26 protein-coding genes are annotated in these 24,197 nt (G+C 65.3%); 14 read left to right on the top strand and 12 right to left on the bottom strand.

Annotated elements, in window-relative coordinates; translation table 11 throughout:
* On the top strand, window positions 1-1,183 hold a 1,183-nt coding region (locus QMZ05_RS32885), incomplete at its 5' end, for an acetyl-CoA C-acetyltransferase (protein ID WP_353704531.1).
* A gap of 165 nt (window positions 1,184-1,348) precedes the next feature.
* Window positions 1,349-3,562: an FAD-dependent oxidoreductase gene (locus QMZ05_RS32880; protein WP_353704530.1), complete on the top strand. Its 2,214-nt coding sequence runs from the start codon at window positions 1,349-1,351 to the stop codon at window positions 3,560-3,562.
* Window positions 3,563-3,909: 347 nt separating this feature from the next.
* Here the strand turns inward: QMZ05_RS32880 and QMZ05_RS32875 are convergent, their stop codons facing one another.
* The 6 genes from QMZ05_RS32875 to gstA form a co-directional block, all read right to left on the bottom strand.
* On the bottom strand, window positions 3,910-4,053 hold the full coding sequence (locus QMZ05_RS32875; protein WP_353704529.1) for a hypothetical protein: 144 nt from the start codon (window positions 4,051-4,053) through the stop codon (window positions 3,910-3,912).
* Between the two features lie 25 nt (window positions 4,054-4,078).
* Window positions 4,079-4,387 carry a hypothetical protein gene (locus tag QMZ05_RS32870; protein ID WP_353704528.1) on the bottom strand — a complete coding sequence of 103 codons (309 nt, stop codon included), beginning with the start codon at window positions 4,385-4,387 and terminating at the stop codon, window positions 4,079-4,081.
* Between the two features lie 170 nt (window positions 4,388-4,557).
* Window positions 4,558-5,850, bottom strand: a complete 1,293-nt coding sequence (locus tag QMZ05_RS32865) for an HlyD family type I secretion periplasmic adaptor subunit (protein WP_353704527.1) — start codon at window positions 5,848-5,850, stop codon at window positions 4,558-4,560.
* Window positions 5,843-7,570: a type I secretion system permease/ATPase gene (locus QMZ05_RS32860; protein ID WP_353704526.1), complete on the bottom strand. Its 1,728-nt coding sequence runs from the start codon at window positions 7,568-7,570 to the stop codon at window positions 5,843-5,845. The genes QMZ05_RS32865 and QMZ05_RS32860 overlap by 8 nt, the downstream gene beginning before the upstream one ends.
* Window positions 7,571-7,731: 161 nt before the next feature.
* A complete protein-coding gene (locus QMZ05_RS32855; RefSeq protein WP_353704525.1) occupies window positions 7,732-9,006 on the bottom strand; it encodes a hypothetical protein in 1,275 nt (424 codons plus the stop codon).
* 11 nt (window positions 9,007-9,017) lie between these two features.
* On the bottom strand, window positions 9,018-9,635 hold the full coding sequence (gstA, locus tag QMZ05_RS32850; RefSeq protein ID WP_353704524.1) for a glutathione transferase GstA: 618 nt from the start codon (window positions 9,633-9,635) through the stop codon (window positions 9,018-9,020).
* Between the two features lie 130 nt (window positions 9,636-9,765).
* On the opposite strand from gstA, the gene QMZ05_RS32845 reads away from it, so the two are divergent.
* The 3 genes from QMZ05_RS32845 (at window position 9,766) to QMZ05_RS32835 (ending at window position 12,464) form a co-directional block, all read left to right on the top strand.
* Entirely contained in the window at window positions 9,766-10,302 is a 537-nt protein-coding gene (locus QMZ05_RS32845; RefSeq protein ID WP_074129818.1) for a MarR family winged helix-turn-helix transcriptional regulator, read from the top strand.
* 93 nt (window positions 10,303-10,395) lie between these two features.
* Window positions 10,396-11,766 (top strand): glutamate--cysteine ligase, encoded by a 1,371-nt coding sequence (locus QMZ05_RS32840; RefSeq protein WP_074129817.1) that lies wholly within the window; start codon window positions 10,396-10,398, stop codon window positions 11,764-11,766.
* Window positions 11,767-11,945: 179 nt separating this feature from the next.
* Complete coding sequence (locus QMZ05_RS32835) at window positions 11,946-12,464, top strand: PAN domain-containing protein (protein ID WP_353704523.1); 519 nt, start codon at window positions 11,946-11,948, stop codon at window positions 12,462-12,464.
* A 222-nt stretch (window positions 12,465-12,686) separates the two neighbouring features.
* Here QMZ05_RS32835 and QMZ05_RS32830 read toward each other — a convergent pair whose 3' ends face one another.
* From QMZ05_RS32830 to QMZ05_RS32810, 5 genes are all read right to left on the bottom strand, one after another.
* Window positions 12,687-13,253: a nucleotidyltransferase family protein gene (locus QMZ05_RS32830; RefSeq protein ID WP_353704522.1), complete on the bottom strand. Its 567-nt coding sequence runs from the start codon at window positions 13,251-13,253 to the stop codon at window positions 12,687-12,689.
* Between the two features lie 96 nt (window positions 13,254-13,349).
* The gene (locus QMZ05_RS32825; protein WP_353704521.1) at window positions 13,350-13,694 is read right to left on the bottom strand and encodes an MmcQ/YjbR family DNA-binding protein; all 345 of its coding nucleotides are present in this window, start codon (window positions 13,692-13,694) and stop codon (window positions 13,350-13,352) included.
* Window positions 13,695-13,806: 112 nt separating this feature from the next.
* The gene (lepB, locus tag QMZ05_RS32820) at window positions 13,807-14,577 is read right to left on the bottom strand and encodes a signal peptidase I (protein WP_353704520.1); all 771 of its coding nucleotides are present in this window, start codon (window positions 14,575-14,577) and stop codon (window positions 13,807-13,809) included.
* Window positions 14,577-16,001, bottom strand: a complete 1,425-nt coding sequence (tldD, locus tag QMZ05_RS32815) for a metalloprotease TldD (RefSeq protein WP_050422219.1) — start codon at window positions 15,999-16,001, stop codon at window positions 14,577-14,579. The genes lepB and tldD overlap by 1 nt, the downstream gene beginning before the upstream one ends.
* Before the next feature lie 276 nt (window positions 16,002-16,277).
* On the bottom strand, window positions 16,278-16,748 hold the full coding sequence (locus QMZ05_RS32810; RefSeq protein ID WP_353704519.1) for a helix-turn-helix domain-containing protein: 471 nt from the start codon (window positions 16,746-16,748) through the stop codon (window positions 16,278-16,280).
* Between the two features lie 135 nt (window positions 16,749-16,883).
* Between QMZ05_RS32810 and QMZ05_RS32805 the strand changes: the two genes are divergently transcribed.
* The 3 genes from QMZ05_RS32805 to QMZ05_RS32795 are packed head-to-tail and all read left to right on the top strand — an operon-like array spanning window position 16,884 to window position 18,428.
* Complete coding sequence (locus QMZ05_RS32805; protein ID WP_353704518.1) at window positions 16,884-17,276, top strand: DoxX family protein; 393 nt, start codon at window positions 16,884-16,886, stop codon at window positions 17,274-17,276.
* Window positions 17,277-17,286: 10 nt separating this feature from the next.
* Window positions 17,287-17,799, top strand: a complete 513-nt coding sequence (locus QMZ05_RS32800; protein ID WP_353704517.1) for a hypothetical protein — start codon at window positions 17,287-17,289, stop codon at window positions 17,797-17,799.
* Window positions 17,800-17,834: 35 nt separating this feature from the next.
* Complete coding sequence (locus QMZ05_RS32795) at window positions 17,835-18,428, top strand: TlpA disulfide reductase family protein (RefSeq protein ID WP_353704516.1); 594 nt, start codon at window positions 17,835-17,837, stop codon at window positions 18,426-18,428.
* Window positions 18,429-18,449: 21 nt separating this feature from the next.
* Here the strand turns inward: QMZ05_RS32795 and QMZ05_RS32790 are convergent, their stop codons facing one another.
* Window positions 18,450-18,947 carry an invasion associated locus B family protein gene (locus tag QMZ05_RS32790; protein WP_353704534.1) on the bottom strand — a complete coding sequence of 166 codons (498 nt, stop codon included), beginning with the start codon at window positions 18,945-18,947 and terminating at the stop codon, window positions 18,450-18,452.
* A gap of 614 nt (window positions 18,948-19,561) precedes the next feature.
* On the opposite strand from QMZ05_RS32790, the gene coxB reads away from it, so the two are divergent.
* The 6 genes from coxB to QMZ05_RS32760 all read left to right on the top strand — a co-directional run.
* Window positions 19,562-20,401, top strand: a complete 840-nt coding sequence (gene coxB, locus QMZ05_RS32785; RefSeq protein WP_050628320.1) for a cytochrome c oxidase subunit II — start codon at window positions 19,562-19,564, stop codon at window positions 20,399-20,401.
* Between the two features lie 82 nt (window positions 20,402-20,483).
* The gene (gene ctaD / locus QMZ05_RS32780; protein ID WP_353704515.1) at window positions 20,484-22,100 is read left to right on the top strand and encodes a cytochrome c oxidase subunit I; all 1,617 of its coding nucleotides are present in this window, start codon (window positions 20,484-20,486) and stop codon (window positions 22,098-22,100) included.
* 65 nt (window positions 22,101-22,165) lie between these two features.
* A complete protein-coding gene (locus QMZ05_RS32775) occupies window positions 22,166-23,104 on the top strand; it encodes a heme o synthase (protein ID WP_353704514.1) in 939 nt (312 codons plus the stop codon).
* 37 nt (window positions 23,105-23,141) lie between these two features.
* Window positions 23,142-23,306, top strand: coding sequence for a CoxF protein (locus tag QMZ05_RS32770; protein ID WP_212012421.1), 165 nt, complete (start codon window positions 23,142-23,144; stop codon window positions 23,304-23,306).
* A 5-nt stretch (window positions 23,307-23,311) separates the two neighbouring features.
* Window positions 23,312-23,941, top strand: coding sequence for a cytochrome c oxidase assembly protein (locus tag QMZ05_RS32765; RefSeq protein WP_353704533.1), 630 nt, complete (start codon window positions 23,312-23,314; stop codon window positions 23,939-23,941).
* Window positions 23,942-24,047: 106 nt separating this feature from the next.
* A partial coding sequence (locus QMZ05_RS32760; protein ID WP_353704532.1) for a cytochrome c oxidase subunit 3 occupies window positions 24,048-24,197 on the top strand: 150 nt, incomplete at its 3' end.

Raw genomic sequence — 24,197 nt, 5'->3', positions numbered from 1 at the left:
CGTTCGTACCCCGCGCGGCCGCGGCAAGGCCGACGGCGCGCTGCACGAGGTCACCGCGCTGGCGCTCGCCACGGTGCCGCTGAAGGCGCTCAAGGAGCGCAACAATCTTCCCGAGGATTTGGTCGATGACGTCGTGCTCGGCGTCGTCGATCCGGTCGGCGAGGCCGGTTCCGACATCGCGCGCTTTGCGGCGCTGAACGCCGGCCTCGGCGAGAAGGTGCCGGGCGTGCAGATCAGCCGCTTCTGCGCCTCCGGCCTCGATGCCGTGAACTTCGCCGCGGCCCAGATCATGGCCGGCCAGCATGAACTCGTGATCGGAGGCGGCGCCGAATCGATGAGCCGCGTCGGCATCGGCGCCTCCGGCGGCGCCTGGCCGATGGACCCATCGATGGCGGTGCCGGCCTATTTCATGCCGCAGGGCATCTCGGCCGACCTGATCGCGACCAAATACGGCTTCTCGCGCGATGACGTCGACGCCTACGCCGTGCAGAGCCAGCAGCGCGCGGCCAAGGCCTGGGACGAAGGCCGCTTCAGCAAGTCGGTGGTGCCGGTCAAGGACGTCAACGGGCTGACCATCCTCGCCAAGGATGAGCACATGCGCCCGACCACGACGATGCAGTCGCTGGCGCAGCTGCAGCCGTCATTCGCAGCGATGGCCGCGATGGCCGGCTTCGACGCGGTGGCGATCCAGTCGCATCCCGAGGTCGAGAAGGTCAATTACGTGCATCACGCCGGCAACTCCTCCGGAATCGTCGATGGCGCAGGCGCGGTGCTGCTCGGCAGCAGGGAGGCGGGCGCCAAGCACGGCCTGAAGCCGCGTGCGAAAATCCGCGCGTTCGCCAATATCGGCTCGGAGCCGGCGATGATGCTGACCGGCCCGGTCGACGTCACCGAAAAGCTGCTCGAGCGCTCCGGCATGAAGAAGTCGGACATCGACCTGTTCGAGCTCAACGAGGCATTCGCCTCGGTGGTGCTGCGCTACATCCAGGCGTTCGACATCGACAACGCCAGGATCAACGTCAATGGCGGCGCAATCGCGCTCGGCCATCCGCTCGGCGCCACCGGGGCGATGATCCTCGGCACCGTGCTCGACGAGCTCGAGCGCACCAACAAGGAAACGGCGCTGGTGACGCTGTGCATCGGCGGCGGCATGGGCACCGCCACCATCATCGAGCGCGTGTAACCGAGAAGGCAGCGTCATCCTGAGGTGCGAGGGCGACAGCCCGAGCCTCGAAGGATGGATAGATTCACCGGGTCATCCTTCGAGGGCCTCGCAAGAGCGAGGCCACCTCCAGCGACAAAGGCAAAGCCTTTGCGCGGGGATGACGGAGAGATTGGGAACCGCAACATGGCTTACAAGAATTTCAAGTTCGACGTCGACGCCGACGGCATTGCGCTCGTCACCTGGGACATCCCCGGCCGCTCGATGAACGTGTTCGACGAGGTCTCCACGCAAGAGATCGGCGAGATCATCAAGCAGACCACGACCGATGCCGCGATCAAGGGCGTCGTGATCACCTCGGCGAAGGAGGCGTTCTGCGCCGGCGCCGATCTCTCGATGCTCGAGGGCATGAACCGCAGCTACGCCCAGCTCTTCAAGGAGAAGGGCGAGGAGGCCGCGAACCAGATGCTGTTCGAGCAGAGCCGCCAGATGTCGCTGTCGTTCCGCGCGATCGAGACTTCGGGCAAGCCGTGGGTCGCGGCCATCAACGGCCTCGCGCTCGGTGGCGGATTCGAGATCACGCTGGCCTGCCACTACCGCGTCGCGGCCGAGAACCCGAAGACCCGGCTCGGCCTGCCCGAGATCAAGGTCGGCCTGTTCCCCGGCGCCGGCGGCACCCAGCGCGTGCCGCGTCTCGTCCAGCCGGCGGATGCGATGCAATTGCTGCTCAAGGGCGAGGCCGTCAATCTCACCCGTGCGAAGGCGCTCAACCTGATCCACGCCGTGGTGCCCGCAGCCGATCTGATCAAGGCCGCCAAGGACTGGATCAAGGCTGGCGGCAAGGCCGTCGCGCCGTGGGACGAGAAGGGTTTCAAGCTGCCCGGCGGCCCCGTCTTCTCCAAGATGGGCATGCAGATGTTCCCGGCCGGCAACGCGATCTATCGCCGCGAGACCTACGACAATTATCCGGCCGCGCGCGCCATCATGAGCTGCGTCTATGAAGGTCTGCAGCTGCCGATCGACGCCGCGCTGCGCGTCGAGTCGCGCTACTTCACCAAGGTGCTGCGCTCGAAGGAAGCGGCGGCGATGATCCGCTCGCTGTTCCTGTCGATGCAGGAACTGAACAAGGGCGCCCGCCGCCCGGCCGGCGTGCCGCCGACCAAGGTGAAGAAGCTCGCCGTGATCGGCGCCGGCTTCATGGGTGCCAGCGTCGGCTATGTCTCGGCGCAGGCCGGCATCGATGTCGTGCTGGTCGATCGCGACCAGGACAGCGCTGACAAGGGCAAGGGCCACGCCAAGACCGTGGTCGACGGCCTGATCGCCAAGGGGCGGATGAAGCAGGAGGCGGCCGACGCCATTCTGGCGCGCATCTCGGCGACGGCAGACTACAACGTGATCTCGGACTGCGACCTCGTCATCGAGGCGGTGTTCGAGGATCGCAAGGTCAAGGCTGACACCTATGCCAAGGCACAGCCGTTGCTGAAGCCGGGCGCGATCTTCGCCTCCAACACCTCGACCCTGCCGATCAACTCGCTGGCCGAGGAATTCAAGGACCAAAGCAAGTTCATCGGCATCCACTTCTTCTCGCCGGTCGAGAAGATGATGCTGGTCGAGATCATCCTCGGCAAGAACACCGGCGACGTCGCGCTGGCGACTGCGCTCGACTATGTCCGTGCGATCGGCAAGACGCCGATCGTGGTGAACGATAGCCGCGGCTTCTTCGCCAATCGCTGCGTGATGCGCTACATCTCCGAGGGCAACGAGATGCTGCTCGAAGGCGTGCCGCCGGCGATGATCGAGAACACCGCCAAGATGGCCGGCATGCCGGTCGGTCCGCTGTCGCTGCAGGACGAGGTCGCGCTCGATCTCGGCCTCAAGATCACCAAGGCAACGGAAGCCGATCTCGGCCCCAACGCGATCGACCAGGCGCAGAAGAAGCTGATGGTCGAGATGGTCGAGAACCAGGGCCGCTACGGCCGCAAGAACGGCAAGGGCTTCTACGACTATCCCGAGAAGGGCAAGGGTCAGAAGAGCCTGTGGCCGGGGCTGGCCAATCTGCAGCCGACGCAGCTCGATCCGGACACGCTCAGCGTCGAAGAGTTGAAGCAGCGCTTCCTGGTGGTGCAGGCGGTGGAAGCCGCGCGCACCGTCGAGGATCACGTCATCACCGACGTGCGCGAGGCGGATGTCGGCTCGATCCTCGGCTTCGGCTTCGCGCCGTTCACCGGCGGCGCGCTGTCCTATATCGACTTCATGGGCACCAAGAACTTCGTCGCGCTCTGCCACGCCTTCGAGAAGAAGTACGGCTCGCGCTTCACGCCGCCGAAGCTGCTCGAGGAGATGGCTGCCAAGGGCGAGACCTTCTACGGCCGCTTCCCGCCGAAGAAGCAGGCGGCGTAACGCGATCAGCGATGGCGCTGCGCTCCCTCGCCCCGTTCTTACGGGGAGAGGGGTGGGGTGAGGGGCTCTCTCCGCACATTCGGCGATAGCTGTGTCTGCGGAGACTCCCCCCTCGCCCTGAGCGCATCTGACAATGCGTCATAGCCGAAGCTTTGCTTCGGCGTTCTTGAGAACGGCCGCCGAAGGCGGCCTATGCCTCTCCCCGCACGCGGGGCGAGGTGAAGTGGACCAAGTCGGTCATCGATCCGACTTGATCCTGTTGTGCGACGGTCACGGCGGTCAAAGTCCCGCCACGCTTGTTCCCAACTGGCACCACGCTGCTGGCATCACTCTTGCTGGTTGATCGTCTAGACGATCAGCAAGGCGACGATCAGGCTGGGGTGTCGTGCAATGCGTGTTGTGCTCAAGGACGGGGTTGCCGAAACGGCGGGCAAGCGATCCTTCTCGCTCTCATCGTCGCGACGCTTGAATCCACTGCGCTTGCGCGGCAAGGGCCCGTCCTGGACCGCCCTTGCGCTACTCGTTCTGGCCGTTGATCTTGTGCTCGCGGCCGCGGCGTGGAACGCCGTCGATTTCTTCCGCCATTGAGCCGTCATTGTCCGGCGACAGCAACGCGCCGGCGAGATAGGCGATCTGGTTGAATGCGAGGCAGGCCACGACGATCGGGGCGCCGGTGGCAAATGCATAGCCGTCGGACTGGAGCACGATTGCCGCGAGCACCGCGACCAGCGGCGACACCAGCATCAATGTCCAAACCCGAAAGTACAAACTGGTGGCCAGCCCGACGAGCGTGCTGGTCAATAAAAGCGTGGAGACGATCGTCACATTTTCAGACCAGTTGGAGCGGAGGGCGCGCCGCAGGTCATAGTCGGTCAGTTGGATCGCACGAACAAGGACGGCAACGCCCTCAGCCGGAAGTACGCCGACTTAGTCTTAACCGGTAGAATGCGGATTAAATTTGATTTGTTCCACCGCGCGTCGAAAGTTTGCACCGCTCATTTCTCCCTGAAGGCGCGGTGCACCTGGTCCGCCAGCGGCTTCATCAGATAGGACAGCACCGTGCGCTCGCTGGTCGGGATGAAGACCTCGACCGGCATGCCCGGCAGCAGATGCGCGGTCGCGAGCTTGTTCAGTTCAGACGGCGGAATCGCAATGCGGACAAGGAAATAGGTCGGGGCCGTCTTGTCGTCCCGCGACACATCCGCGCCGATCCGGCTGACCTCGCCCTCGATCTCCGGCGTGGTGCGCTGGTTGAAATTGGTGAAGCGCAGCACTGCCGATGCGCCGAGCTTGACCTGATCGATATCCTGCGGCGCAACATGGGTTTCGACGATCAGATTGTCCTGGTCGGGTACGATGGTCATGATGGTTTCGCCGGCCGCGATGACGCCGCCCTGGGTGTGGATGGTGAGGTCGTGCACGACGCCGGCCTGCGGCGCGCGGATCTCGAGCTTCTCGGTCTGATCCTTTGCGGTGACCTGCTTCTCGATCGCATCGGCATATTTGGCCCTGATATCGGCGAGCTCCTTGGCGACGCCGCTGCGGAAATCTTGGTCGACCTGCAGGATCTTCAGCTCGGTCTCCGAGATCTTGCCCTTGGCCTGCGCGATCGACGCGGTGAGCTGGCCGCGCTCGCCGAGCAGCCGCGCGGAATCGCGCTGCAACGTGGAGAGCCGCGACAGCGAGACCAGGCGTTGCTCCCAGAGCTGCTGCACGCCGGTCAATTCGTTGGCGATCAGATCGGCTTCCTGCTTCTTGGCGCTCAACTGATCCTGCATGCCGCCGATCTGCTCCTTGAGCTGCGCGATCTGCTCCCGCAACTGCTGCTTCTGCCCGTCATTGGCGTCCTTGCGCAGCTGGAAGAACCGGCGCTCGCCCGAGACGACGGCCTGCGCCGCGGGATCGCTGAGCGATGCCACGCTATCGGGAAATGCGATCTCGGCGTCGCCGTCACGCTCGGCCTGCAGCCGCGCGCGGCGCGCCTCGAGCTCCCACAGGCTCTTGGTCACGGCGGTGAGGTTGGCCTGCGCCACCGTCTCGTCCATCAGGATCAACAAATCGTCCTTCGCGACGCGGGCGCCGTCCTCGACCAGCAGCTTCTTGGCGACACCGCCGGAGGGGTGCTGCACCTTCTTGACGCTGGATTCGACCACCAGCGAACCCTGCGAGATGATCGCGCCCGACATCTTGGTGGCCGCGCCCATGATGCCGATGCTGGCGACGAGGAACGCCGCGGCCATCGCGACCGCCAGGATGTGATGATGGACCGATTGCCGGGCGCTAGGCATTTTGCCGGGGCTCCGCGCCCTTCTTGCGCTTGCGGCGCGCCGGCGCCGGTTCCGGCTCGGCGGCTGTGGCCGGTGTCGCCTGCGGCGCCTTCGGCACCAGCAACGGCAGCACCGCCGCCGTCGTGCCGAACGCCTGCATGCGTCCTTCGTTGAGCACCAGCATGTGGTCGACCGCCTGTAGCACCGCCGGCCGATGCGCGATCACGACCACGATGCCGCCGCGGGCGCGGACCCGGGCGATGGCGTGGATCAGCGCGCGCTCACCTTCGGAATCCAGATTCGAGTTCGGCTCGTCGAGCACCACCAGGAACGGATCGCCATAGAGCGCGCGGGCCAGCGCTATGCGCTGGCGCTGGCCGCCCGACAGCATCAGGCCGCCGTCGCCGACCTCGGTCTCGTAGCCGTCAGGCAGCCGCAGGATCAGCTCGTGCACGCCGGCTTCGCGCGCGGCGGCGAGCAATTTGCTGGCGTCCGGGCTAGCTGCGAAGCGGCAGATATTCTCGGCTACGGTGCCGCGGAACAATGCGACGTCCTGCGGCAGGTAGCCGATCGACGGACCAAGCGCGAGCGGATCCCATTGCGCCAGCGTCGCGCCGTCGATCCGGATCACGCCGCGCACCGGGGCGCCGATGCCGACCAGCGCGCGGGCCAGGGTCGACTTGCCGGAACCGCTGGGGCCGACCACAGCGACCGCGTTGCCGGCGCGCAGCGCAAAGCTCACCTCATGCAGCACCACGGCGTCGCTGGCCGGCGCCGTCAGGCTGATCGAGGTGACGCGAACCTCGTTCTTCGGCGCCGGCAGTGGCGTGAACGCCGACCGCGACGGCACCGCCGTCAGAGCTTCGGCAAGCCGGCCGACGCTTGCGCGGACCGCGATGAAGCTGCGCCAGTTGGCGATCGCAAGCTCGATCGGCGCCAGCGCGCGGATCGAGAGAATGGTCGCGGCCAGCATGACGCCGGCGGTCGCCTGCTGGTTGATCACGAGATAGGCGCCGAGCGCCAGCACGCCGGATTGCAGGATCATGCGCAGGAAGCGCGAGGCGCTGCCGAATGTGCCGGTCAAATCGGAGGTCACGCGCTGCATGTTGAGATAGGCCTGCGTGCGCTCCGACCACAGCTCGCCCATTCGCCGCTGCATGCCGAGCGCGTGCACCACTGGTGCGTGGTGGAACGCGGTCTCCGCCATCTGCCGCCGCGACGACGCCAGCGCGACCAGCGAGCGCGTCGGCGCGCGCGTGAACAGCTCGGCCCCCACAGTGATCAGCGCCAGCGCGACGGCGCCACCGGCCACCGCCAGGCCCATCAGTGGATGAAACAGCGTGCAGACGATGATGTAGAGCGGGGTCCATGGCAGGTCGAAAATCGCGACCAGGCCGCTGCCGGCGATGAAGCCCCTGACGGTGTCGAGATCGCGCATGATCTGCAGGCCGTCGCCGTTCGGGCGGGACAGGGAAGCATGCTGCACGCTGTCGAACACCGCGCCGCGAATGGTCTCGTCGAAGATCTCGGCGATGCGCGCCAAGAGCCGGCTGCGCAGCACATCGACGCCGGCCTGCACGACGAGCAGCACCAGCGCGATCACCAGCAGGCCGATCAGGGTTGCGATGCTGCGACTCGGCAGCACGCGGTCATAGGTCTGCAGCATGAAGACCGGGCCGACCAGCATCAGCAGATTGACGAGACCGCTCGCCATCGCCACGGCGACCAGTGCGCCGCGCACGGCTGTGATCGCATCCCGGATTTCAACCGGCAGAGAGGAGAAGCGTTTGCCCTGACCGATCATCGCGCCCCGCGGATGTTCAAGCCTGTGATGCCCAATGGACATGGAGAGGGATGTGCAAAAGCGCGGCGATCCCGCGCTTCCGCCGATTGGCGGCAATTTCAGAGAATGTGGGTGCCGTGCGCATCAAGGATGCCGTGACCATGTGTGAGCGGCGAGAGCAGGTCATGCGTGACCGCGCCGAGATCGACCGGTGCGGCGACCGGCGCGCTCGCGGCGTGTCCGGAGGCGCTGCTGTCGCCGAGGAGATTGAGGTTCAGGCTGCCGAGCAGATTGCCGGCCAGTCCATCTGCGCCGACGCCGCCGAGATTCGGAATGTTGAGCCCGTGCGCGCCGGTGAGGGCGCCGAGATCGAGCAGGTGCGGACCGTTCTGGCCCGTGTCGATCGCGCTGATGTCGCCGCCAAGATTGGGCAGCCCGTTATCGAGAAGGCCGTGGCTGAGCTGGTTGACCAGTCCGGTGACCGGGCTCAGCAGACCGCTGACGTCGGAGACAATTGTGTTCGCCAGCCCCGAGACGGCATGAACCACGCCGGTGATATCGGCTCCGAGATGCGCGATCGTCTCGCCGAGATTGCCGGCAAGGAGCTGTCCCGGCACATCAAGAACGTCGGCGACCAGATTGGTATGGCCGCCGGCCTCGATCGCGCCGACACTGCCGAGGTCGATCGCCTGGCCGAGATTGGTGACGCCATGCAGCGCGTCGGGCAGGGCGGTTACCAGGATGTCGGCTGCGGAATGGACCGCGCCCAGGGCTGCGGTATTGGCGGTATCCAGCACCGGCTGCAGCGTTCCGCCTGATGCCGCGAGCGCTGTCGCATCCGATTCCACGGGCATTGCCGTGTTCAGAACGCTGCCGACGACAGGCAGGTCGCTCGTGTTCAGCAAGCTCCCGACCAACGGCAGATCGGAACCGGTCGCCGCCGCGGTGCCGTCGCCGAGCACGGATGTCGTGCTTTCCAGCGCATTCGTCGCTGGCAACAGGTCGATCAGGCCGTGGGCCGGCTGGGCGACGGTCGTATCGGCCGAACTGTCTTCAGGCAAAACCGATGTCACCGAAAGCGGAAGGTCGGTCAGTCCGCCGGTGGGGTTTGCCAGCAGCGCCGTCGAGCCCGCCAGGACCTCGACCATCCGGTCGGCAGCGTTGCTGGATAGCGAGCTACTCATAGGCGCATCTCCTGCTGGGTGAGGCAGCAATCCGGCTACGCCCGATCGAGGGAATAGTTGCCAGGCCCCGGCGCGCCTTTCGCGACATGGCGAAAGCACGCTTACGCGGAAGATGACAAACTGCTGAAAATTGTAGCTGGCCTCGCCGCCGTCGGCCGCGCAAGCAAAAGGGCCGGATCTCGATCCGGCCCTTGACGTCTCATCCAGCAAGGTTCGAAAGCTCAGGCCGCCTTTAGCAGGCCTTCCTTTTTCATCGCTTCCTGCACCTTCGGGCGCGCCGCGACGCGGGCCTTGTAGGCCGTGACGTTCGGCAGGCCGGAGAAGTCGAAGCCGAGCCGGTCCTGCGCCCACATGATCATGGTGAAGAGGTAGCCGTCGGCGACCGTGAACTGGTTGCCCATCAGGTACTCGCGTCCGGCGAGCTGGCTCTCGACATATTTGAACTTGCCCATGGCGCGGTCCTTGAAGAAGGCCTTGGCGTCGTCGGCGAGCACCGGCGAGAACATCGGGCCGAGGTTCTTGTGCAGCTCGGTCGTGATGTAGTTCAGCCATTCGAGCAGCTTGTAGCGCTCGTTGGAATCGCGGGCGGGCGCCAGCTTCTTGTCGGCGACCCTGTCGGCGATCATCTGGATGATGATCGGGCCTTCGGTAACCATCTCACCGGAATCCAGCGCCAGCGCCGGCACCTGGCCCTTGGGGTTCACTTGCAGGAAATCGCCGCCGTTTTCGAGCTTCTTGGCACGCAGATCGACCTTGACCAGGTCGTAGGGCAGGCCGGCCTCGAGCAGGGCGATGTGGGGAGAGAGGGAGCAGGCACCGGGGGAGTAATAAAGCTTCATGGGGGTATTCCTTCCCTTGTTCTTGGCGTCCGGAGAGGGATTGCCTACATGCACCTGCATGAAATAGTCAAGATTGATGCAGATGCATTCAGTGCGGTACAGTCGGTGCCGGGACCTTATGGACTAGACGATGAAACGCAAGCTATCGAGCGAGGCGACGGCCGCCTGGATCCGCCTGATGCGGGTGCCGAGCCGGGTGCTGGACTGCGTCGAGCAGGATTTGAAGAAGGCCGGCTTTCCGCCGCTCGCCTGGTATGACGCCTTGCTCGAGCTGTCGCGCGCGCCGTCCGGCGAGCTGCGCCCGGTCGAGCTCGAGCGGCAGATGCTGATCCCGCAATATTCGACCTCGCGGCTGATCGACAAGCTGGTCGACGAGGGGCTCGCCGCCCGGCGCGAATGCAAGATCGACAAGCGCGGCCAGTTCGTCGAGATCACCGAGGCCGGACGCGAGCTGCAGAAGAAAATGTGGAGCGCCTATTCGGCCGCGATCGACAAGCATGTCGGCTCGAAATTGTCCGACGCCGACGCCGAGCGGTTGTGCGGTCTGCTCGACCGTCTCGGCTGTTCCTGCGGCGACGCCAAAAGCGACGCCAAGGGCGACACCAAGACCGATGCAAAGAGCGATACCAAGGCCGCGCCCGCGCGAGACGGCGTGCCCGCCCGATGATATTCCTGATCCCATCATCCGCGGCCGTTGCGGCCCGCGGATGTCCCTGCCACCGCGCGCCTTCGATCGAAGCGCCCTTGAGTTGGATTTTCTATGGCGCGTGACCAGATCGACATGACGCCGCTGCAGTCGCGCGACGAACTCGTGGCGTGGATTGAAGCCGGCGTGAAGCCCGAGTCCGAATTCCGGATCGGCACCGAGCACGAGAAGACCCCGTTCACGCTCGAGGGCCGTCACCCCGTGCCCTATGAGGGCGCGAAGGGCATCGGCGCGCTGCTCGAAGGCATGAAGCTCCTGCTCGGCTGGGAGCCGATCATGGAGCGCGGCAACATCATCGGGCTCTATGACGTCACCGGCGGCGGCGCGATCTCGCTCGAGCCGGGCGGGCAGTTCGAATTGTCGGGCGCGCCGGTCGAAACCGTGCACCAGACGCAGTCGGAATTGATGGCGCATCTGGCCCAGGTGCGGGAGATCGCGACTCCGCTCGGCATCGGCTTCCTCGGTCTCGGCATGACGCCGTCCTGGTCGCGCGCGCAGATCCCCGTGATGCCGAAGGGGCGCTACAAGATCATGCGCAACTACATGCCGAAGGTCGGCAAATACGGCCTCGACATGATGTTCCGGACCTGCACGGTGCAGACCAATCTCGACTTCTCCTCCGAAGCCGACATGGTGAAGAAGCTGCGGGTGTCGCTGGCCTTGCAGCCGATCGCGACCGCTCTGTTCGCCAACTCGCCGTTCACCGAGGGCAAGCCCAACGGCTTCCTGTCGTTCCGCTCCGAGATCTGGCGCGACACCGACAATGCGCGCTCGGGCATGATTCCGTTCGCATTCGAGGACGGCATGGGCTTCGAGCGCTATGTCGATTACGCGCTCGACGTGCCGATGTATTTCGTCAAGCGCGGCGAGGAATATATCGACGTCTCCGGCTCGTCGTTCCGCGATTTCTTCGCCGGCAAGAACAAGATCCTCCCCGGCGAGCGCCCGACTTTGTCGGACTGGGCCAACCATCTCTCGACGATCTTTCCCGAGGTGCGGCTGAAGCGTTACCTCGAAATGCGCGGCGCCGACGGCGTGCCGTGGGGCCGCCTGCCGGCGCTGCCGGCGTTCTGGGTCGGGCTGCTCTACGATAATGACAGCCTCGATGCCGCCTGGGATATCGTCCGGCACTGGACCGCGCCGGAGCGGCAGGCGTTGCGCGATGACGTGCCGCGTTTCGGCTTCAAGGCGCGGATCAAGGATCGCTATCTGTTCGAGATCGCCAAGGAGTGCCTGGTCCTGTCGCATGCCGGATTGCGCCGGCGCGGCCGGATCGATCATCTCGGCCGCGACGAGAGCCGCTTCCTCGAACCGCTCGAGCGCATCATCGAGACCGGCCGTTCGCCGGCCGAGGAGATGCTGGAGAAGTTCAACGGGCCCTGGAACGGTTCGGTGGAACCGGCCTATCAGGAGTACGCCTTCTAATCCCGGCCCGGGCCCCGAACGCGTGCGGACGGCGGTGTTGTCGCACCTACCGCTGCCTCGCCGTTCATCAGCCGTACAGGTTCATGGCGTTCAAATGACGCCCCGCGGGATGCGCGGGGCTGTGCGAATTTGAAAGCAATGTCATGGGGATAGGCCGCCTCTTTAGGGCGTGTGTGGTGATGTTCGCGGTCTTGTCGGCCGTTGCCGTCACGCGCCCGGCATTGGCGCAAACCAATTTCGACCGTCCCGGTGGAGACTATCTGAACGCGCCGGTGACGACAGGCGATCCCGCCGATTGCGCGCTGACCTGCGAGCGCGACCGCCGTTGCCGCGCCTGGAGCTTCAACTATCCGACCGATGCCAACAACGGCGCGGTGTGCTGGCTGAAGAACACCGTGCCGCCGCGGGTGCAGGACGTCTGCTGCGTCTCCGGCGTCCGCGGCGCGGGCGTCGTCGAGCCGCGCAACGGCGCCATCGAAACCTCGATTGATCGCCTCGGCGGCGACTACAAGAATTTCGAATTGAAGAGCAGCGACGGCGACGAGGCCTGCCAGGCCGCCTGCACCGCCGACAACAAGTGCCGCGCCTGGACTTACGCCCGGCCCGGCTACGCCGGCCGCGCCGCGCATTGCTTCCTGAAGAAAGAGATCAAGCCGCCGCGGCGGAAGGCGGGATTCACCTCGGGCGTGGTGCGGTAGCCAGGCATCTCTCCGCATGCACCGCTTCACCTCTGCCCTTGTGGGAGAGGTCGGATTGCATCGCCAGATGCAATCCGGGTGAGGGGTTGCGGTCTCTCGGCGAGTCGAAATCCCTCGATAGACCGCGACCCCTCACCCGGATCGCATTGCGCTTTGCTTCATGCGTTCCGGCCTCTCCCACAAGGGGAGAGGCGGCATCTCGTATGCGGATGCAGCCCGGATTCACTCTGCCGCCAGCACCGTGATCTCCGGCCACAGCGCCTGCCACCGCGCTGCCTTCTTCGCGTAATTCGCCGCGGAAAAATTCGCGGTCCGGTTCGGCCGCACGATCATGCCGGCGACATCGTCAAAGCCGCTTGGCGCATACACATCGTAGCCGCCCGCGCTGCGGCGGATGCCGACCTGCACGTTCGCGCTGAGGAAGCGATCGATGCCGTCGGTTGAACGCGACAGCGCCGGGTAGGGCACGCCGTGCTTGCCGGGATACCAGAGATGGACGCGGGCCTGGTTGCGGACCTCGATCGCGACGCTGAGATGGCCCAGCCGCGCGGTGAGCTCGCGAATCACCGCGTCCTCGGCCTCCCACGACGTATCCGGATCGAAATAGAAGACGTCGTAGTCGTTGATGCCGTGATCGAACGGCCGCTTCGTCAGCACGTTCCACACGCTCTGCACCAGGCAGCCGGCCACCAGCCAGGCGTCGGGCAAGCCGAGGCGGTCAAGCTCGTCTGTGATCGCTGGATTGACCGGGTTGCGCAGCGCCGCGGTGAGGAATTGGTCAGAGGTCATCGAGATGCCGTAGGATGGGTGGAGCGGAGCGATACCCATCATTTTGATTGTGCATGAGAACCACTACGCGATGGGTATCGCTGCGCTCCACCCATCCTACGGACTACTGCTCGTCGTAATCCTGACCGCCTTCTTCGAGGCCAGCGTGCGCCAGTGCCGGCGCAGCAGCGGCTCGACGGTTGCGCGCTTGGCCTTCGACAGGCGGATCAGCACGGTCGGATAATCGCGGTAGTGATCGGTGAAGTAGAAAATCTCGGGCTGGCTCTCGACCAGCATGTCGCGCTCGTCCGGCGGCACGCCGGGCATCACCAGGCTGTCGCCGTCCTCCTTGAGCCGCACCAGCATCTTCTTGCGCACCTTCAGCGCCGGTGTGCCGTAGGACGTGCCGTCCTCGACCTCGGGCCACGCCAGTGCGATATGCCTGATGTCGTCGAAGGTCACGGCCATCATCCCACACAGAATGTAGCCCGGATGGAGCGAAGCGAAATCCGGGAGATCGTGCCGCGTGGGAGATCCCGGATTGCGCTGTGCTCCATCCGGGCGACGGCTCTGTCTACTGCACCGAGGTGAAGAAGCGCGCGAGGCGGAAGCCGGAGAGCCAGGTCCAGACCGGCTGGCTGCGGATGCCCATGTCCCAGGAGCCGACCACCGCGTCGGCGCGGCCGATCAGATTGTCGATCGGCAGCAGGCCGACGCCGCCGTCGCGCACCGGCACGCGGCTGTCGGCGGAATTATCCCTGTTGTCGCCGAGCACGAACAGCTGGCCCGCAGGCACCGTCACCTCTTGCGTGTTGTCGAGCCGGCCGTTGTCGCGGATCTTGAAGATCGCGTGGCTGACGCCGTTCGGCAGCGTCTCGATATAGCGATTGGCGTCCTCGCCGCCGCCGCGATCGTCCTCGGCAAAGCCGGTGCCGTCAGGCTTCAGCGCCGCCGGATGATCGTTGATGAAGAGCTGGCCCTGCCGCATCTGGATGCGATCGCCGGGCAGCCCGACCACGCGCTTGACCCAGGCCTGCGAGCGGTCGCCCGGCCAGCGGAACACGACGACGTCGCCGCGCTTCGGCGTCTCGCCGAACACCCGGCCGGTCTCCGGCAGCGTGATCTGGATCGGCAGCGACGCCGCGCCGTAGCCATAGGGAAATTTCGAGGCGACCAGCGCATCGCCGATCAGGAGCGTCGGCTCCATCGAGCCCGACGGCACGTAGAACGGCTCGGCGATCGCGCCCTTGGCGAGGAACACGACGGCCACGATCGCGGCCAGCTGCACGGCCTGCCCGCGCCAGCTGGTCGGCTTCGCCGCCACGACTTCGTTTCCGCTGCTCACTAGCCCGTTCCTCCGACCGTAATCCGTTCCATCCTGAGCGTCGGCTGGCCGACGCCGACCGGCACACCCTGGCCGTTCTTGCCGCAAGTGCCGATTCCCGTATCCAGCGCAAGATCGTTGCCGATCATGGTGATCCTGTGGAGATCGGTCGGTCCATTGCCGATCAGCATGGCGCCCTTCAGCGGCGCGCCGAGCTTGCCGTTCTCGATCTTGTAAGCCTCGGTGCACTGGAACACGTATTTGCCCGAGGTGATGTCGACCTGGCCGCCGCCGAAATTGGCGGCATACATGCCGTTCTTCACCGAGGCGATGATCTCGGCCGGATCGCGGTCGCCCGACAGCATGTAGGTGTTGGTCATGCGCGGCATCGGCACATGGGCATAGCTCTGCCGGCGGCCGTTGCCGGTCGGCTTCATGCCCATCAGCCGGGCATTCTGGCGGTCCTGCATGTAGCCGACCAGGATGCCGTCCTCGATCAGCACGGTGCGGTTGGTCGGCGTGCCCTCGTCGTCGATCGAGAGCGAGCCACGGCGCGACGCCATGGTGCCGTCGTCGACCACGGTGACGCCCTTGGCCGCGACCTGCTGGCCCATCAGGCCGGCGAAAGCGGAGGTCTGCTTGCGGTTGAAGTCGCCCTCGAGCCCATGGCCGACGGCTTCATGCAGCATCACGCCGGGCCAGCCCGCCCCGAGCACGACGTCCATCTCGCCGGCGGGCGCCGGGACCGATTCGAGATTGACCAGCGCCTCGCGCAGCGCACCGTCGGCGGCGTCGCGCCAGGCCTTGGTCTCGATAAAGCGGGCATAGCCCTCGCGGCCGCCATAGCCCTTGCTGCCGCTCTCCTGCCGGTCGCCCTGACCTGCGACCACGGAAATATTGACGCGCACCAGCGGGCGGATATCGCGATAGCTCTCGCCGTCGGGCCGCAGGATCTCCACCACCTGCCAGGTCGCGGTGAGGCTGGCCGAGACCTGCCGCACCCGCGGGTCCTTGTCCCTGACATAGGCGTCGATCTCGCCGAGCAGTTTTACCTTCGCTTCGAACGCGGGTCCGTCCAGCGGATTCTCGTCGCCATAGAGTCTGACATTGGTGTGGGCGGGCGCCGCGGCGAACGTGCCGGCATAGCCGCCGCGCACGGCAGCGACCGCATCCGCGGCGCGGATCAGCGCCGGGATCGAGACGTCGGAGGAATGCGCATAGCCGACGGCGTCGTCCTTGACGGCGCGCAGGCCGAAGCCCTGCGAGGTGTCATAGGTCGCCTGCTTGAGCCGGCCGTTGTCGAACACCAGCGCCTCAGTCTGCCCGAACTCCAGGAACAGCTCGCCGTCATCGGCGCCTTCAAGGCCGCGGGCCACCTCGCGGCGGACGGCATCGCGGTCCAGATTGGCGCGGTCGAGCAGGGAGGTCGTGGCGGGATTGGTCATGGTCACTCCGACGCAGTCTTGGCGATTCCTTGGGCGATTCCTCGTCATCCTTGCCTGAAGCGCAGCTGATTGCCAGTGCGGAACCCGGAAGCAGGGATTCCGCCGATTGAAGCAGAGACGAGCGGAAAACTCATCTTACAACCCGGAAACCTGTGCCGGCCCGGTTCCAGGCCCGGACGACGATTGGCAAACATAGTGTTTGGGGTGGCAAACCGGGAGTGCCTGCGACAGTGACATCGGTCACGGCAGCCTCTCGGGATCGTCACCTTGTCGTCATCAGCCGGCGCGCCGGCCGGCCTTCCGCGGCTGGCTTTCCGGCCCGTCTGCGTCGCGAGGCTGCGACGGCGGTTGCGTGCCCTTGCCGGCTGCGCCCTGCGCCGAGGTCGGAAAACCGTGCTCCTGCGCCCAGCGGTAGAGCTCGTCGAACACCGGCTTGAGCGCCTTGGCCGAAGGCGTCATCTCGTACTCAACCCGCGGCGGCACCTCCGGATAGACCGTGCGTTTCACCAGGCCATTGGCCTCGAGATCGCGCAATTGGGTGGTCAGCATGTGCTGGGTCACGCCGGGGATCGACTGCCGCAATTCGCCGAACCGCCGTTTGCGCTCGACCAGTTGCCAAAGGATGTCGCCCTTCCATTTCCCGGCCAGCACCGACAGCGCGCGATGAAATTGCGCCGACAGGTCGCCATTACACGGCTCGGACGCCGCCGCCGGAGGCTCGGCGGGCTCAATAGTCTGCTTTTTCATACTACCTCACAAAAATGATCCTACTTGTTCTTTTCATCTTACTCCCGAATTTAGTCCATCGAAAGCCGCGGGCCTGCCGCCGATCGGTCAGGTGGCCAAGCGGTCCGGTCGATTCGAACAATTGGGGAGTTATCCATGTCAGTTGCTGTTGTCGCGGCGCCGTCGCGCTGGAAATCCGTCAGTCTCTGGGTCGTCAGGGGGCTGCTTGCGCTAGCCTTCGCCGCCGCGGGCGCCGCCAAGCTCTACGGCGTGCCGATGCTGGTCGAGGAATTCGAGCATATCGGGCTCGGCCAGTGGTTCCGCTACTTCACCGGATCGCTGGAGCTCATCGGCGCCATCCTGATCCTGCTGCCCCCGGTCGCAGCGTTCGGCGGCGTGCTGCTGAGCTGCATCATGGTCGGCGCGACCATCAGCCATCTGTTCGTGATCGGCGGCTCGCCGGTGCCGGCCCTCGTGCTGCTGACGCTGAGCGCGATCGTCGCCTACGCCAAGCGCAGCCAGTTCGCGCTGCTCGCGACCGCGCCGTGAGGTCGCAGCGATGCGTCCCTCTCGCCGCATCCTGACGCTCGCTGGGCTTGTGCTGGCCTTCGCGGTGCCGTTCGCCGTGACCTTGCTGCTCACCAGCTCGGTCGCGGCGGTCTCCAAACCGGAGCCCAAAAACCTCGGGTCAAAGCCAGAGCCGCGCGTGCACCATGTTGTGCTGCCGATCAACAGCGACGATCCGACCACGATGCGGGCGCTGATCTCGACCGCGCTCAACCTCCCGAAACATTACCGGGAGCGCAACGAGCCGTTCGAGATCGAGGTCGTCGCCTATAATGCCGGCGTCCACATGCTGCGGGCCGATACCTCGCCGGTGAAGGATCTGTTGCGGGTCGTGCGCGGGCTCACGCCCGACATCCGCTTCGTGGTCTGCGAGGCCACCAAGCTCGGCATGGAGCGTGCCGAGGGCCATCCGCTGGTCCTGCTCGACAATGTCGACCTGGTGCCGAACGGGCCCGGACGCATCATCGAATTGCAGGAAGCCGGCTGGTCCTACATCCGGTCGTGAGCGATGCAGCCCTCAAGCCAAGCGGAGAACCGATCATGTCTATTGTTCGCGCGCCCACACGCCGCGCCGTCGTCGCCGGCATGATCGGCACGGGCGCTGCGCTCGCGATGCCGGCGCGCGCCGCGCCGGGACCGCCGCAATTCGGCACCATCCGGCATCAGTTCACGCTGGTTCAAGGCGCTTATCCAGTGCCGCCGGTGACGATCCCGGCGCTGGCCGGCGGCGCGATCGATCTCAATGCGTTCAAGGGCAGGCTGGTGCTGGTGAACTTCTGGGCCACCTGGTGCGCGGCGTGCCGGACCGAGCTGCCGATGCTGGATCGCCTCGCCGCCGGCGGACGCAGCGACCTTGCGGTCATCGCCGTCAGTACCGACCGCAACCGTGCGCTGGTGCCGTCCTACGTCAAGCAGCTCAAGCTGCGTCACCTGACGGTCGGCTTCGATCCCAGCGGTCTCGTCTCGCGCGTCGACGCTGCCGAGGTCGAGACGCCGTTCGCGCTGTACGGCATGCCGATCTCGTTCCTGATCGGCATCACCGGAACGGTCGAAGGCTACTTGACGGGCGAGGCGGACTGGTTGTCCGCCGACGCGAGCGCGTTGTTCGATTATTATGCGAGGGGTCGGCGGTGAGCCGAAACGCGCGCAGTTCGCCTAGGGCAATTTGTCATACCCCTCCGCCAGGCCGTTCAGGCTGAGCGGAAAGCCGATGCCCTCTTCCGGGGTCTCGAAGATGATGAAGGTCGCGGTCTTGGCGTTTTTGAGCTGGCCGAGCAGCTTGTCGTCCATCACGACCTCGGCGACGCAGCCATTGGGCAGGCATCTGACAAAGCCGGCGCGGCCGACGTCCTGATTGTCGAGCTTCAGGCCGAGGCCGGAGGGCAGCAGCACGCCGAGCGGGGCGACCACGCGCATCAGGCGGCTCTTCTGGTCGGCGGTCTTCAGCACGATCACGGTCAGGCCGGCATTGGAGCGGTCTTCGGCTACCACGCTCTGGATCAGTGCGCATTGCTCGGCCTGGGCGCCGGGCGGGGTGTCGCAGCGGATCTGCCAGTCGCCATGGACCGAGCGCACCGCGCCTTGCGCGTTCGCTGTCTGCGAGAGGCCGAGAGAAGAGGCCAGAATCACGAGGCCGCCGAGCCAGCAGGCCATCGTCAAACGAATGTTCGAAGCGCCCATCCGGGTCGATCCTTTGATGTTCGGTCGGACCGGCCGTCCGCCCGGCCGCCGCTAGCACGCCCGATCAGGATGCGCCCCTAAAAATCGCATCGTGATCTCATCTCTTTGTTTGAGCATGATCTTTTCGGAAACCGGCTGTCCGTGTTCCGGATCGTGCTCGCCCGTCGACTGATACCGCAATGACGGCGCCTTGAAGGCGATCTTGAAGCCATTCCCGCGCCGGATTGGGGCAGCCCGCAGCGAATCAGGTTCCTGTGGGCTATCCCGCCTGTGGGTACATCCGGCAATCCCCCTGTCAACTGCATGCGGTGTTGTTTCGGCGACTTTCGCTTGATTTTGCGGGAAAAATCGCAAGCAGCAGCTTCATCGCGGGCGCATGGCTTTCGGCCCTACTACTGCATTGCGAGCGCCTGAGAATTATGGTTTGAGAGGCTGGATTTCGACGCGTTCTAGCGATCTGGCTCCCGTACCCACCTTGACTCAGAGACGGGTATGTCCGGAAGGCCGTTTGTCAGGGCGGATCGTGCTGCATTTTCGGCCACATGCCGGAGGTGCTTTGGGGAATAATGCAAGGGAGCGCGAGCGGCATGAAGATGTCGATTGGCCGGTTGGGCAGGCAATTGCTGGGGTTGGCGGTAGCGGGTGTGGCGTCTGTCGCCGCGGGATCGGCCTTCGCCGAAATGGGGCAGCCGGCGCCGTGGGAGCACACGCTGCAGGAAGCCGCGACCCCGGTGATGGAAAACATCATCTGGTTTCACAATTTCCTGCTGGTGCTGATCACTGTCATCACCCTGTTCGTGCTGGCGCTGCTGGTCATCGTGGTGGTGAAGTTCAACGCCCGCGCCAACCCGGTCCCCTCCAAGACCACCCACAACACGCTGATCGAAGTGGCCTGGACGCTGATCCCGGTCCTGATCCTGGTCGGCATCGCGGTGCCGTCGTTCCGCCTGCTGTTCCTGGAGCTCGACGTACCGAAGCCGGACCTCACCGTGAAGGTCACCGGCAAGCAGTGGTACTGGTCCTACGCCTACCCGGATAACGGCAAGTTCGAGTTCGATTCGCTGCTCGACAAGGACAAGCAGCCCCGTCTGCTCGGCGTCGACAACGAAATGGTGGTCCCGGTCAACAAGGTGGTGCGGATCCAGACCACCGGCGCCGACGTGATCCACTCCTTCGCGGTGCCGGCCTTCGGCGTGAAGATCGATTCGGTCCCCGGCCGCCTCAACGAGAGCTGGTTCAAGGCCACCAAGACCGGCGTGTTCTACGGCCAGTGCTCGGAGCTGTGCGGCAAGGACCACGCCTTCATGCCGATCGCGGTCCGGGTCGTCAGCGACCAGGAATTCGCGACCTGGGTTGAAGGGGCGAAGAAGAAGTTTGCGACCAACCCGGCGAATTCCTACGCCTCGGCTGGTCAGGCGGCGCAGTAAGCCCAAACGGCTTACGGCGCGGATGGAATAAGGGCGACGGGACCGCAAGGTCCGAGAGGGACTGCAAGGCAGGATTTTGAACATGGCGACAGGCGCAGCGACACACGACGATCACGCCCATGATGATCACGCCCACCATCCGACCGGATGGCGGCGTTATCTCTACTCCACGAACCACAAGGACATCGGTACGATGTACCTGGTCTTTGCGGTGATCGCGGGCATCATCGGCGCTGCGATGTCGATCGCGATCCGTGCCGAGTTGATGTACCCGGGCGTCCAGATATTCCACGAGACGCACACCTATAACGTGTTCGTGACCTCGCACGGTCTGATCATGATCTTCTTCATGGTCATGCCGGCGATGATCGGCGGGTTCGGCAACTGGATGGTGCCGCTGATGATCGGCGCGCCTGATATGGCGTTCCCGCGCATGAACAACATCTCGTTCTGGCTGCTGCCGGCCTCGTTCGCGCTGTTGCTGCTGTCGACCTTCGTCGAGGGTGAGCCGGGCGCCAACGGCGTCGGTGCCGGCTGGACCATGTACGCGCCGCTGTCGACCTCGGGCCATCCGGGTCCGGCCGTCGACTTCGCGATCCTGTCGCTGCATCTTGCCGGTGCGTCGTCGATCCTCGGCGCCATCAACTTCATCACCACGATCTTCAACATGCGCGCGCCGGGCATGACCCTGCACAAGATGCCGCTGTTCGTGTGGTCGATCCTGGTGACGGTGTTCCTGCTGCTGTTGTCGCTGCCGGTGCTCGCCGGTGCGATCACCATGCTGCTGACCGACCGCAATTTCGGCACCACCTTCTTTGGGGCTGACGGCGGCGGCGACCCCGTGCTGTTCCAGCATCTGTTCTGGTTCTTCGGCCACCCCGAAGTGTACATCCTGATCCTGCCCGCCTTCGGCATGATCAGCCAGATCGTCTCCACCTTCTCGCGCAAGCCCGTGTTCGGCTATCTCGGCATGGCCTACGCCATGGTCGCGATCGGCGGCATCGGCTTCGTGGTGTGGGCGCACCACATGTACACCGTCGGCATGTCGTCGGCGACGCAGGCCTATTTCGTCGCCGCCACGATGGTGATCGCGGTGCCGACCGGCGTGAAGATATTCTCCTGGATCGCCACGATGTGGGGCGGCTCGATCGAGTTCAAGGCGCCGATGATCTGGGCGATCGGCTTCATCTTCCTGTTCACCGTCGGCGGCGTCACCGGCGTCGTGCTGGCCAATGCCGGCGTCGACCGCGTGCTGCAGGACACCTACTACGTGGTGGCGCATTTCCACTACGTGCTGTCGCTCGGCGCCGTGTTCGGCATCTTCGCCGGCTGGTACTACTGGTTCCCGAAGATGTTCGGCTACATGTACTCGGAGAAGATCGCCAAGGCGCACTTCTGGTTCACCTTCGTCGGCGTCAATCTGGTGTTCTTCCCGCAGCACTTCCTCGGCCTGTCGGGCATGCCGCGCCGCTATGTCGACTATCCGGATGCGTTCGCCGGCTGGAACCTGATCTCCTCCTGGGGCTCCTACATCTCCGGCGTCGGCGTGCTGATCTTCATCTACGGCGTGATCGATGCCTTCGTCCGCAAGGAGCAGGCCGCGAACAATCCGTGGGGTGCGGGTGCCACCACGCTGGAGTGGACGCTGACCTCGCCGCCGCCGTTCCACCAGTTCGAAGTGCTGCCCCGCGTGCAGTAAGTCCAAGACAATGCGGCGCACCTTGGGTGCGCCGCGCCTTTACTTAAGAGAAGTGAGACCTGATCTTGTCGGTTGTCGATCACAACGCCATCGAGCTGCCCCGGATCTCCGAGGCCGAAGTGGGCGACTACATCGCGCTGTTGAAGCCGCGCGTGATGTCGCTGGTGATCTTCACCGCGCTGGTCGGGCTGATGATCGCGCCGGTGCATGTGCATCCGGTGCTGGCGTTCACCTCCATCCTCTGCATCGCGGTCGGCGCCGGCGCTTCCGGCGCGCTCAACATGGCCTATGAGGCTGATGTCGACGCGCTGATGACGCGCACCGCCAACCGGCCGATCCCGCGCGGCCGGATCACCCCGGCCGAGGCGTACGCGTTCGGCCTGACGCTCGCCTTCTTCTCGGTGATGACGCTCGGCATCCTGGTCAATTGGGTAGCGGGCGCGCTGCTTGCCTTCACCATCTTCTTCTACGCCGTGATCTACACGATGCTGCTGAAGCGCTGGACCGCGCAGAACATCGTGATCGGCGGCGCCGCCGGCGCGCTGCCGCCGGTGGTGGCGTGGGCCGCCGCGACCGGCTCGCTCTCGGTCGAGCCGATCCTGCTGTTCCTGATCATCTTCTTCTGGACCCCGCCGCACTTCTGGGCGCTGGCGCTGTTCCGCAGCGACGACTATGCGCGCGCCGGCATCCCTATGCTGCCAGTGGTCGCCGGACCCGACGCGACCCGCCTGCAGATCCTGCTCTACACCGTCGTGCTGGTCGCGGTCGCGCTGGCGCCGTGGCCGCTCGGCTATTTCGACGCGATCTATGGCGTCACCTCGCTGGTGCTCGGCGCCGGCATTCTGTGGCTCGCCATCGAGGTCTATCGCCGCCGTGAGGGTGTTGCGGCCAACCGCGCCACGCGCCGGCTGTTCGCCTTCTCGATCCTTTATCTGTTCGCGCTGTTCGCCGTCCTCCTCGCCGAGGTCGTGGTCCGCACGATCCTGCCCGTCATCGTCGGGTAGGGACGCCGGGGGCGAGATGGGGGCGCACGGGATAGCAATGGACGACAAGAACGAACCAGAAGGCATCGTCCTCACCGAGGCGCAGCTCAAGAGCCGCCGCCAGCGTTCGATCGCGATTGCGCTCGCGCTCGGCGTCATGGTGGTGCTGTTCTTCGCCGTCACCCTCGTCAAGGGGCCGGCCGTGCTGGTGCGGCCGCTGTGAGCGAGATGGCGAACCAGGGACCGCAACGGGGTGGAGGCGCCAAGGTCTCGCGCCGCATGCTGACGCGCGACGCGCTGGTTGCCTCGATCTGCGGCTTCGTCGTGGTGCTGATGGTCGGCGCGTCCTACGCGGCCGTGCCGTTCTACAACTGGTTCTGCCGCACCACCGGCTTCAACGGTACCACCCAGGTCGCGACCGCCGTGCCGACGGATGCGCCGCTCGAGCGCACCATTTCGGTCAGCTTCGATTCCAACGTCGCGCCGGGCCTGCCCTGGAAGTTCGAGGCCGAGCAGAACACGATCGACGTCAAGATCGGCCAGGTGGTCACGGTCTATTACACCGTGACCAACCAGTCGGCCCGTACCACCACCGGCCAGGCCGCCTACAACGTCGCGCCGCTGACGGTCGGCGCCTATTTCCAGAAGATCAACTGCTTCTGCTTCACCGAACAGACCATGGCGCCGGGCGAGAAGCGCGAGATGGCCGTGGTGTTCTATGTCGATCCGGCGCTGGCCAAGGACAGCGAGAACGACACGCTGAAGACGATCACTTTGTCCTACACCTTCTTCCCCGTGCGCGACGCTACGCCGAAGCCGGTGGCGGCCGGCGAGGCGGAGCAGCGCAAGGGCGGCTAGAGCATGATCCGGAAAAGTGGGGACCGGTTTTCCGAGAAGATCATGCTGAAGAGATTGGAATTCAAGATTAAGACGTGCCTTGCGGCACGCGAATGGAGAGACGGCAATGGCTGAGGCGCAAGTCAAGCATCACGACTATCATCTCGTCGACCCGAGCCCGTGGCCGGTGGTCGGCTCGATCTCGGCCTTCATCATGGCGTTCGGCGCGATCGGCTGGATGCACCACATGTACTCCGCCGCCCCGATCGTGTTCGGC

It is taken from the genome of Bradyrhizobium sp. INPA03-11B (assembly GCF_040446015.1).
GTDB classification, from domain to species: Bacteria; Pseudomonadota; Alphaproteobacteria; order Rhizobiales; family Xanthobacteraceae; genus Bradyrhizobium; species Bradyrhizobium macuxiense_A.
Note: the sequence above shows the minus strand (reverse complement) of the source record. Positions and strands in the feature narration are given on the sequence as shown.